General features: G+C 58.7%; 11 protein-coding genes and 1 pseudogene. 8 read left to right on the top strand and 4 right to left on the bottom strand.

Going from position 1 to position 9668, the window contains the following annotated elements:
* Nucleotides 1-40: 40 nt before the first annotated feature.
* A complete protein-coding gene (locus tag EOA29_RS14670) occupies nucleotides 41-766 on the top strand; it encodes a tetratricopeptide repeat protein (RefSeq protein WP_189478898.1) in 726 nt (241 codons plus the stop codon).
* A 503-nt stretch (nucleotides 767-1269) separates the two neighbouring features.
* Here the strand turns inward: EOA29_RS14670 and EOA29_RS14680 are convergent.
* Genes EOA29_RS14680 through EOA29_RS14695 form a run of 4 tightly spaced genes read right to left on the bottom strand, consistent with a single transcriptional unit; the run spans nucleotide 1270 to nucleotide 4440 of the window.
* Nucleotides 1270-1953: a transporter substrate-binding domain-containing protein gene (locus EOA29_RS14680; RefSeq protein ID WP_127221078.1), complete on the bottom strand. Its 684-nt coding sequence runs from the start codon at nucleotides 1951-1953 to the stop codon at nucleotides 1270-1272.
* Nucleotides 1940-2731, bottom strand: coding sequence for a 4-hydroxy-2-oxoheptanedioate aldolase (hpaI, locus tag EOA29_RS14685; RefSeq protein WP_126092651.1), 792 nt, complete (start codon nucleotides 2729-2731; stop codon nucleotides 1940-1942). Before hpaI ends, EOA29_RS14680 begins: the two co-directional genes overlap by 14 nt.
* A gap of 8 nt (nucleotides 2732-2739) precedes the next feature.
* A complete protein-coding gene (locus tag EOA29_RS14690) occupies nucleotides 2740-3522 on the bottom strand; it encodes a fumarylacetoacetate hydrolase family protein (protein ID WP_126092650.1) in 783 nt (260 codons plus the stop codon).
* Nucleotides 3523-3546: 24 nt separating this feature from the next.
* A complete protein-coding gene (locus EOA29_RS14695; RefSeq protein WP_126092649.1) occupies nucleotides 3547-4440 on the bottom strand; it encodes an intradiol ring-cleavage dioxygenase in 894 nt (297 codons plus the stop codon).
* Between the two features lie 256 nt (nucleotides 4441-4696).
* Here EOA29_RS14695 and EOA29_RS14700 point away from each other — a divergent pair, with 256 nt between their 5' ends.
* From EOA29_RS14700 to EOA29_RS14730, 7 genes and pseudogenes are all read left to right on the top strand, one after another.
* Nucleotides 4697-5434, top strand: a complete 738-nt coding sequence (locus EOA29_RS14700) for a GntR family transcriptional regulator (RefSeq protein WP_126092648.1) — start codon at nucleotides 4697-4699, stop codon at nucleotides 5432-5434.
* Complete coding sequence (locus tag EOA29_RS14705) at nucleotides 5434-6255, top strand: sugar phosphate isomerase/epimerase (RefSeq protein WP_126092647.1); 822 nt, start codon at nucleotides 5434-5436, stop codon at nucleotides 6253-6255. Before EOA29_RS14700 ends, EOA29_RS14705 begins: the two co-directional genes overlap by 1 nt.
* A 46-nt stretch (nucleotides 6256-6301) precedes the next feature.
* Entirely contained in the window at nucleotides 6302-6970 is a 669-nt protein-coding gene (locus tag EOA29_RS14710) for an amino acid ABC transporter permease (protein WP_126092646.1), read from the top strand.
* 9 nt (nucleotides 6971-6979) lie between these two features.
* Nucleotides 6980-7630: an amino acid ABC transporter permease gene (locus EOA29_RS14715; protein ID WP_127221079.1), complete on the top strand. Its 651-nt coding sequence runs from the start codon at nucleotides 6980-6982 to the stop codon at nucleotides 7628-7630.
* Nucleotides 7631-7672: 42 nt separating this feature from the next.
* A complete protein-coding gene (locus tag EOA29_RS14720) occupies nucleotides 7673-8497 on the top strand; it encodes a transporter substrate-binding domain-containing protein (RefSeq protein ID WP_126092644.1) in 825 nt (274 codons plus the stop codon).
* 7 nt (nucleotides 8498-8504) lie between these two features.
* Entirely contained in the window at nucleotides 8505-9278 is a 774-nt protein-coding gene (locus EOA29_RS14725) for an amino acid ABC transporter ATP-binding protein (RefSeq protein ID WP_189349922.1), read from the top strand.
* An 18-nt stretch (nucleotides 9279-9296) separates the two neighbouring features.
* Nucleotides 9297-9668: pseudogene (locus EOA29_RS14730) on the top strand (shikimate dehydrogenase); the annotation flags it as partial.

The following is a 9668-nucleotide window of genomic DNA, read 5'->3' on the forward strand; positions in this document are numbered from 1 at the left end:
GTTGCTGAGATCCGGAGATCCCAGTGCAAACCTTGTCACCTTGAGCGCCGAGGCGCAGCGCGCGCTGGCTTTGGACTCGACGCTGGCGGAAGCTCACGTGGCCCAGGCGATGGCGCATTTCCAAAAGGAGCAAATCGAGCTCGCAGGCGCCGCCTGCCGGCGAGCAATCGCGCTCGATCCCGATCTCTACGAGGCGCACAGGACCTTGGGCGACGTGCTGCGCATGGAGCGCAAGTTTGCAGAGGCCGCGGCCGCCTACGAGAAGGCGGTGGAGGTTGATCGCAACAGCTATGGTGCGATGTGCATGCTCTGGGATTGCCGCAAGACGCTGGGCGACGAGGAGGAAGCCCACAGGCTTTCAGGGGAGTTGCTTATCCGCATCGAGAAAGCCATGCAGCTCTATCCGGACGATGGGGCAGCCTATGCCTATGGTTGTTACATCCTCCACAATCTCGGCCTGGACGAACGCGCCCTCCAGTGGGCCGAGCGCGCGATCACCATCGACCCGGAGGACTATAACAGCCACTACAATGTCGCGTGTTTCCTGGCGGCGATCGGCGCCGTCGAAAAGGCGATCGACACGCTGCAGCACTGCGTGCCGCAGCTTGGATTGCAGCAAGTGCACTGGATGGCGCAGGATGTTGATATGAATCCTCTGCGCGATCATCCACGCTATCTGGCGCTGATCGAGCGCCTGGAGCTCAGTTTGGCGAAGGCAGAAAGCCAATCAGGAAGCGGAACCGAAGGACGGCCTTCCGGAGCTTAGAGCCATTCCCCGCTCGGGACTGCGAGACGGCTTTGGGTCATGACTTCCGATTTCGAAAGGCGGCGTCGCGCCGGTCGGTGAGGCTGCGCCGCCGAGCGACGCAAGCCGCATTCTGCCCGGCTTCTGGGCAATCTTCACCGACTGATTACGCCCCGATACCTTTTGACCCGCTGCGATGGTGGGGGAGGAGCGCCGATCTGGGCCATTCTCGCGGTGGCGGCGGGGCGTGCCCGACGCGCGGGCACATCCACGCGGTCGTCAGGACGCCGAATGGCAACGACGGCAAGGACTTGCTGCACCACAAAGCACACGCGCATGATCCGGGGCACGGCCACCGCCAACCGTTCGGAATAAGAGTTGCTCGACATCGTACCCAAAGGCTCAACGAAACATGAACTTCCGAGTCGGAACGCTTGAGAGGAAAGAGGATTCCAATTGACTATTCGGGGGTTAACCTGTCGCGTCCCCTCGACCCGGCTCCCTCGCATGTTCCGCCAACTGCTTCAATTGCTCGGCTTACCCGCACTGCAATGCTGCTGGATGAAGTCCGACAGGAAGGTTGAAGCGTGAATGCACCTCCGATGCACAGCGATCGCCTGAGGCACTTTCGAGAATGTCCCCTCAACAACGCGGAAACCTGGATTTTCTTCGCAGAAACGTGACAGGGACTCGGTCAAGCCCGCAGCCGCATCGCACTGGGAGGATATAAGCATGTCCAGGGCGGAGGCGGGATTTTCGGTATGAAGGAGGATTGCATTTCTAACCTGTCGCTCAAGCTGCTTTGTATACGCAGCGGTTCTGGCGGCGGCGATGCGCACCCCTTCGACGTCGACATGCCCCACGCTGCCTAGCGGGCTACTGTCTGACACCAGAAAGCTGGCGGTCACCGTGGTATAGGGGGGCGAGAAGGATAACCTGTCGGCACGTGACGGATCGGGAGCAATGAATGCAACGTCCCACTCGTTGCCTTCGGCAGCCGCAAGAATGTCAGCGGCCGATCCGTATCGAACCAGCGACAAACAGCAGTCGAGTTCTGCCGCAAGTGCGATCGCGATCTGCGCGCTCGGCCCTGTTAGAACGCCTGTCACTGGATCGAGTTGGACAAGTGCGGCATTCGACATGTTGACCGCCGCTCTGATGACTCCCGTCGGTGCGATTTCAGTGAGGAGTTCATCACGTTCCGGCATCGCGGTACGCTCCTTGCGATGCAAATCGTGCCGCGAGTGCTTCCGATCCCCTCGCCAGAACAGCGACATCGACACCAACGGCAGTAAATAGTGTTCCCAGTGAGATGCACCGTGCCGCGAACTTCTCATCCGGGGTAAGAATGCCCGCAGGCTTGCCCAGCGCTTTCAGGCGTTCAATCGCGTCGACAATTGCATCGACCACCTCCAGGTGGCTCGGTTGGCCCCTGTGTCCGAAACTCGCTGCAAGGTCTGCCGGTCCTACGAATACGCCATCCACTCCCTCTACCGAGGCAATCGACTCGAGGTTGCCAAGCGCTTCCCGCGTCTCAACTTGCAGCAACAGGCAAATTTCCCGTTCCGCATTTTGCGCATAGTGCGCAACTCGGCCGAAACGAGTGGCGCGCGTCAGGGCAGAAACACCACGAATTCCACCCGGAGGATATCGCACGGCCGCGACTGCGGCTTTCGCCTCTTCCGCGTTCTGAACGTAGGGAATGAGCAGTGTCTGAACGCCAATATCCAGGAAGCGTTTGATGAGAACGGGGTCGTTGATGGCCGGGCGGACGACTGGGGAAACGTCGTATGGTGCGACCGCTTGCAATTGTGGCAGGACGGTCAGAACGTCACCCGGAGAATGTTCCGTGTCGAACAGGAGCCAATCGAAACCTGAAGGCGCGACGATTTCCGCGGCGTAGTTTCCCGGCAGGCCACACCACAGGCCGATCTGACTTTGACCAGCAAGGAGCTTCCGCTTGAACCGATTGACAGGATGTTCCATCTAGCACCTCACACGAACGACACGCCGATGGAGCCAACAGGGCCATAGTCGGCCTGGATGACATCGCCTTTCGCGATATCGACAGGACGCGTGAAGGAGCCGGCCAGGACTATTTGTCCCTTCTTCAGGCCACCGCCCACAGCATGAAGTTTGTTGACCAGCCACGCGATGCCGGCCGCCGGATGTCCCATGATCGCCGCCGACACGCCCGATTCCTCGATGATGCCGTTCTTGGAGAGAGTCGCTCCGACCCAACGGATATCGATGTCCATCGGGCGAATTATACGACCGCCAACGACGAGGGCGCCGAAAGCCGCATTGTCCGCAATGGTATCCGTGATCGCTCGAGGGACTTCGGTCCGGTAGTCGATAATCTCGAGCGCCGGGACAACGAACTCGGTCGCACGCATGACGTCATAGATCCTGGTGCCGGACCCGACGAGATCCTCACCCATAACAAAGGCCAGCTCGACCTCGAGGCGCGGCTTGATAAACAAGTCAGCCCTGATCTGCGCTCCGTCGTTGTAAAGCGCATCGTCAAGAATGCAGCCGTAGTCCGGCTCCGTCATCTTCGAAGCCATCTGCATTGCGCGTGACGTCAGGCCAATCTTATGCCCGACGATCCGTGCGCCCTTGGCTACCCTCGCCTCCGCCCACAAAGCCTGAATTCGGTAGGCGTCCTCGAGCTCGAGGTTCGGGTAGGTCTCGCTAGGCTGTATGATCGGCTTGCGCTCGATTTCAGCTTTGAGCAGCGCGTCTGCCGCGGCCCGGCGTTCTTCTTCGGTGATCATATCGTTTGCTCTGCTGATCGTGATTTATTTGATCGGGGGACGCGGCAAAACGGCTTCGCCGGGCTCCATGACATAGGTGTAGTCGAGCGAGAACCACGGACCAGGAATATCCGCTTCGTTCGGACGGGGCTCCTCATGACGAATGAAGTCGCCGGTCAGCGCTGCCGTGACACCGAACTGAACATCGGAGTCGATGTTCGGGTCGCTGGGGTCGAAGACCTGGGAAATCAGCGTCTTGTATCCATGCTTGAAGATCAGTGCGTGCAGGTGCGCTGGTCGGTACGGATGGCGTCCCTGAGCTTTGAGCAGGCGTCCGACCACGCCATCGACCGGTATCGGATACCCGACCATCTTGACGGTCCTGAACCAGAACCGACCTTGCTCGTCGGTCATGAATTTGCCGCGCAAGTTCATCTCGGCCTGGTCCGGGTCCTGGTTTTCATAAAGACCGACGGGAGATGCATGCCAGACGTCCACTTCGGCGCCGGCAATTGGCTTACCGTCGCGGTCAACGACCTTGGCATGCACGAACAAGGGAGTGCCCGGCGTCTCGGATCGGATGATCGACCCGCCATTTTCGACTCGCGGAGAGTTGAGGCGCCAGAATGGGCCCAACAGCGACTGGGAGGTCTCAGTCTGTCCTCTGTCGCCATTGTTCAGCAGGCAGACAAGTGAAGACACGCCAAGAGAACCGGCCATCAGCACAAACTCGTTGTGGTGATCAGTATGCAGCTTCCCGATCTCGTTCAGCATGGCTGTCGCCTCCCGAAACTCGACCTCCGTCAGTCGAACCTCGCGCACGAAGGCATGAAGATGCGTGACCATTGCCACGAGGATTTCTCGCAGGCGGGGGTCTTCAGTGCGATTCATCACAGCGAGGACGGCTGGCGTCAGATCGCTTTCAGTTTTGATCACCAAGTGGGCTACCTCCCGATTTCCCCGACTATCAAAATAATCGATTATCTGTCAAGGCCGCCACCGTGCATTCTCGCGGCTCCGAGAGGCCGAGCGGAACAGGATTTCGACATATAGTACATTGATTTAATTATGTTTTGTTTTCATAAAAAAGCTAAGGCTTGGCTTTTTTGCAAATTTCAGCGCACTCAAGTTGACATGAATAATCGTTTATTATATCGATCATCGACGATTAGCTCGGGGAGCCCTGGGAGGAACAATGGTACCGCATGACGACGGCGCATTTGCTCCGACGACAGAAGATGCTCCACCGTCTTCTGGCTTTCTCGATGACGGCAAAAACACGATTGGGAGCCAGCTTGCATCCCGTCTCCGTGAGGCGATCATCTCCGGCGAGCTTCAGGCCGGCAGCAAGATCAATCTCGACAAGGCGCGCAAGACGTTCAACGTGAGCCTCAGTCCGCTGCGTGAAGGGTTGGCGCGGCTGATATCGGACGGTCTAGTGGAGTTCGAGGACAATCGCGGCTACCGCGTTTCATCAATTTCCTTGGCCAATCTGGAAGAGATCACCACCCTGCGCGAAGAGTTTGAAGTCTTTGCGCTTCGCGAGTCCATGCGGCTCGGCGATGTGGAGTGGGAGGGCAACGTCATGCGCGCGCTGCATCGCCTTAACCGCACCGAGCGCGACGCGGCTCGGCCGGAGACACTGGAGCGCTGGGAAGAACTCCACCGCGAATTCCATCTGACACTAATCTCTGGCTGCGGAAAGCCGATCCTGCTCCATTTCTGCAGATTGCTTCTTAATCTCAACGACCGTTATCGCCGGGTGTTTCTGACCCGCACGTCGGGTGACCGCAACGTCAGCCAGGAGCATAGTGAGATCGCTCAGGGAGCCGTCGCGCGGGATCTGGACTATGCGTGCGATATGTTGCGTCAGCATATTCACCGCACGGGAACCAACCTGCGCAATCACCTTGCGACAAAGGGGACCTTGTGATGACCGTCGCGACGCCAAGGCCGGGTCTTGAACTGGGCGTGGCGCACTTTTCATCGATCGGGCTGCCGCCAAAGGAATTCGCCGTGACAGCTGCTCGGGCGGGTTTTGCCTCGATGGGGCTTCGTCTGCACCCCGCCTTTCCCGGAGCCCCTTTCTACGAGTTGCCGATGGGCAGCCAGAGTGCCCAGGAGTTCAAGACAGTTGCCGATGGCGAAGGCATCAAGGTGTTCGATATCGAGTTCTTCGTGATCGACGAGAGCTTCGTTGCTGCCTCCCACGAGGCGACCGTGGCAGCCGCTGCGAACATAGGGGCGCGCCGGCTGAGTGTTTGCGGCGATGATCGAGACGGCGGCCGTCTTGCCGCAAACCTGTCTGAGTTTTGCGCCGTCGCGGCGCGATATGGCATGTCGGTCGACATCGAAAACATGGGCTGGCGGACGGTAAGGACCTTTCGGGACAGCATAGAGGTGTTGAATGCCTGTGGCGCAGAGAACGCCGGTGCCCTCGTTGACGGGATTCACTTCTTCCGAAACGGAGCTTCGATCGACGAGCTTCGCGCAAATGCAGGGAAGGTAAAACACATCCAGCTTTGCGACGTCCGCGGTCCTGCGCCCAAAACATCGGACGCAATGATCGCCGAGGCGAGAAGCGGTAGGTTCGCTCCTGGAGAAGGCGAACTGCCATTGGAGGACCTCTGTGCGGCAACTGAATACGGCGCTGCTATCTCGGTCGAAGTGCCACTCGTCGGGTCGGTCGACCCGGAGGCACATTTAAAACACCTGCATGCCAGCGCACTGGGAGTTTTGAAACCGGATCATTGATCCGGCGCCGACGCGGCCTAGGCCGTCAGGGAGGAGGAAGTCTTACATGCGGTATACGTTCGATTTCGGTGCGGTCCTCGACCGCGCCCCGGAATTGCTATGGGGTTCGCTTGGAACGGTTGGCCTTGCGTTAGCTGGGATGCTCCTCGCACTCGTCATCGGGCTCCTGGGCGTCGTTGCAAGGAGTTCCAAGAGCGAGATCACGCGGGCTGTCGCGATCGTGTTCGTCGAGGTTGTGCGCAATACGCCATTCCTGGTGCAGATCTTCTTCATATATTTTGCCCTTCCTCTCATGGGCATCCGCCTCAATCCGACCGTCACGGCGATCATTGCCCTCGGCATCAATGGTGGGGCCTACGCAATCGAGATCATCCGAGGCGGGATCGAAAGCGTGTCGCGCGGCCAGATCGAGGCGGGTTTCGCACTTGGTCTTCACAAGGCGGACGTCTTCCGGCTCATCGTGCTCAAGCCGGCGCTGCGGGCGATTTATCCCTCGCTCACAAGCCAGTTCATCATGCTGACACTGACAACGTCTGTCTGCACGTCGATCGCCGCCTACGAACTGACCTCGGCCGCTCAGCGCATTGAGTCTGACACCTTCCGCAGCTTCGAAGTCTATTTCACGGTGACCGCTATCTACCTGGTCATCTCAAGCCTGATGATGGGCCTCTTTGCGCTCATTTCCCGCCACTACTTCAACTACCCGACGCGATAGGAAGCAGCCATGGGTCCTATCGGAGAAGATCAATTTTTCTTTTTGATGCAGGGTTTGAAATGGACCGTGCTGCTTGCGATCGTGGGCTTCATCGGTGGGGGGATATTCGGAATCCTGATCGCGCTCCTGCGCACCTCGAACAACAAGGTCGCCCGGACGATCACCGCAGGGTATATCGGCGTCTTCCAGGGCACGCCCCTTCTGATGCAGCTCTTCGTTGTCTATTACGGCGTTGCGCTGTTGGGCATCGACGTTAACGCGTGGATCGCGGTCGCAGTCGCCTTCACGCTCCATGCCAGCGCCTTCCTGGGCGAGATCTGGCGCGGCGCCATCGAGGCTGTGCCGAAGGGCCAGACGGAAGCCGCCAACGCCCTCGGTCTGCATTATGTCTCGCGGATGAAAGACGTCATTCTGCCGCAGGCCCTGAAAATTTCGATGCCGGCCACGATCGGCTTCCTTGTCCAGCTCACCAAGGGCACGTCGCTGGCAGCAATCGTCGGCTTCATTGAACTGACTCGCGCCGGTCAGATCATTTCAAACCAGACCTATCGTCCGCTGCTCGTCTTCGGAATTGTCGGCGCAATCTACTTCATCATTTGCTGGCCGCTCTCCCATGCGGGAAGTCGCCTTGAAAAACGGATGGCGAAAGCTGCCCGCTAACCGCTTCGCTCGAAGCAAAACTCTCTGAGGAGGAGAATAAGCATGCATAACAGTCGTAGGATTTTTCTCGGACTTGCACTGGCAACTATTGCCTTCGCAACCGTTGGCACTGCCGCCGCCTCTGCGGCAACTGTAGAGGAAATCAAGGCAAAGGGCACGCTCGTGGTCGGCATCCAGGGCGACAATGCGCCATGGGGGTTCGTCAACACAAGCGGCGTGCAGGACGGCTTCGACGCTGACGTCGCCAACCTTTTTGCCAAGGAATTAGGCGTGAAGGTTCAATTCCAGCCGCTCGCCGTTGCCAACCGAATTCCGGCGCTTACCACCGGCAAAGTCGACATCCTGTTCGCAACGATGGCGATGACGGAAGAACGCGCGAAAGCAATTCAATACAGCAAGCCTTACGCCGCCAACACGATTTCGCTTTATGCCGCCAAGTCCGACACGGTTACGAAGCCTGAAGACGTTGCCGGATGGGAGATCGGCGTTCCGAAATCCAGTTCGCAGGACAAGGCAGTAACGAACGCCGTCGGATCCACCGCAACGGTTCGCCGCTTTGATGACGACGCCGCAACCATCCAGGCTCTGGTCTCCGGACAGGTAAAGGCGGTTGGCGGCAACCAGTTCTATGGTCAGCGTCTGGATGCGGCGAGTGCCGGCACGTACGAGCGCAAGATTAACTTTTTGACGACCTACAACGGCGTCGGTACCCGTCTCGGCGAGAAGGACTGGAACGAAGCCGTCAACGCCTTCATCGACAAGATCAAGGCCAATGGTGAGCTTGCCGCCATCACGAAGAAGTGGATGGCGATCGATCTGCCGCAGTTCCCGGAATCCATTCCGAACATCCCGTTCACCGTGAAGTAAAGCCCAAATGGAGGGTTCCGTGCTCAATTCCGCAAAAGATCAATCGACATTGATTTCCCTTGAGGACGTGCAGAAGTGGTACGGCACTTTCCATGCCTTGAAATCCATCAGTTTGTCGGTCCGCAAAGGCGAAAAAATCGTCCTCTGCGGGCCGTCAGGCTCCGGGAAATCAACGTTAATCCGCTGCATCAATGCCCTCGAGACGATCGAGGAAGGCAAGATCGTCGTCGAGGGTCACGTACTGGACGGAAGCACCAAATCCATCGATGCTGTACGTCGCGAAGTGGGAATGGTCTTCCAGAGCTTCAATCTGTTCCCCCACATAACCGTACTTCAGAACTGTACCCTCGCCCCGATGCGTGTTCGAGGCGTAAGCCACGCTGACGCAGAGCGACTGGCTCGAAAATATCTCGAGCGCGTTCGAATCCTTGACCAGGCGGACAAATATCCCGCGCAGCTATCGGGCGGACAACAACAACGCGTCGCCATCGCCCGCGCGCTCTGCATGGAGCCGAAGGTCATGCTCTTCGACGAACCGACCTCTGCCCTCGATCCCGAAATGGTGAAGGAGGTGCTCGACACCATGATCGGGCTCGCCCGTGACGGCATGACGATGATCTGTGTCACGCACGAAATGGGGTTTGCCCGTCAGGTCGCTGACCGCGTCATCTTCATGGACTCCGGAGAAATCGTTGAAGAGGCCGAACCGGAGGTCTTCTTCAAGTCTCCCGGGCACCAGCGCACGAAAACCTTCCTCGGTGAAATCCTGGCCCATCACTGACTCTCGAAAGCGATGCCAATGCACGACAAGAAATTCCTCGTGGGACTGATCGGTGCCGACATCCAAATGTCAAAGTCCCCGGCCCTCCACGAAATGGAGGGGCGACGCCAGGGCCTCGATTACCGTTACGAGCTTCTCGACTTCGCCGAGCGAGGCCTTCCCGCCTCCGCGCTGCCGGACCTCCTAGACGAGGAAGAGCAGCGCGGTTTTGCCGGCAGCAACATTACACATCCGTGCAAGCAGACAGTGATCGCCCACCTCAATCGCCTTTCCGAGGATGCAGAGATGCTCGGTGCGGTCAACACCGTGGTCTTCCGCAACGGCGAGAGGATCGGCCACAACACGGATTGGTACGGTTTCTACGAGAATTTCCAGCGCGGCCTTCCGGAC

It is taken from the genome of Mesorhizobium sp. M1E.F.Ca.ET.063.01.1.1 (assembly GCF_003998155.1).
In the GTDB taxonomy this organism is placed as follows: Bacteria; Pseudomonadota; Alphaproteobacteria; order Rhizobiales; family Rhizobiaceae; genus Mesorhizobium.

Excerpts from the sequence above, each read along its gene's own strand:
- EOA29_RS14725 (WP_189349922.1), top strand. The coding sequence starts at position 8,505 with ATGGAGGGTTCCGTGCTCAATTCCGCAAAAGATCAATCGACATTGATT.
- EOA29_RS14700 (WP_126092648.1), top strand. The coding sequence starts at position 4,697 with ATGGTACCGCATGACGACGGCGCATTTGCTCCGACGACAGAAGATGCT.
- hpaI (WP_126092651.1), bottom strand. The coding sequence starts at position 2,731 with ATGGAACATCCTGTCAATCGGTTCAAGCGGAAGCTCCTTGCTGGTCAA.
- EOA29_RS14690 (WP_126092650.1), bottom strand. The coding sequence starts at position 3,522 with ATGATCACCGAAGAAGAACGCCGGGCCGCGGCAGACGCGCTGCTCAAA.
- EOA29_RS14715 (WP_127221079.1), top strand. The coding sequence starts at position 6,980 with ATGGGTCCTATCGGAGAAGATCAATTTTTCTTTTTGATGCAGGGTTTG.
- EOA29_RS14705 (WP_126092647.1), top strand. The coding sequence starts at position 5,434 with ATGACCGTCGCGACGCCAAGGCCGGGTCTTGAACTGGGCGTGGCGCAC.
- EOA29_RS14720 (WP_126092644.1), top strand. The coding sequence starts at position 7,673 with ATGCATAACAGTCGTAGGATTTTTCTCGGACTTGCACTGGCAACTATT.
- EOA29_RS14710 (WP_126092646.1), top strand. The coding sequence starts at position 6,302 with ATGCGGTATACGTTCGATTTCGGTGCGGTCCTCGACCGCGCCCCGGAA.
- EOA29_RS14680 (WP_127221078.1), bottom strand. The coding sequence starts at position 1,953 with ATGCCGGAACGTGATGAACTCCTCACTGAAATCGCACCGACGGGAGTC.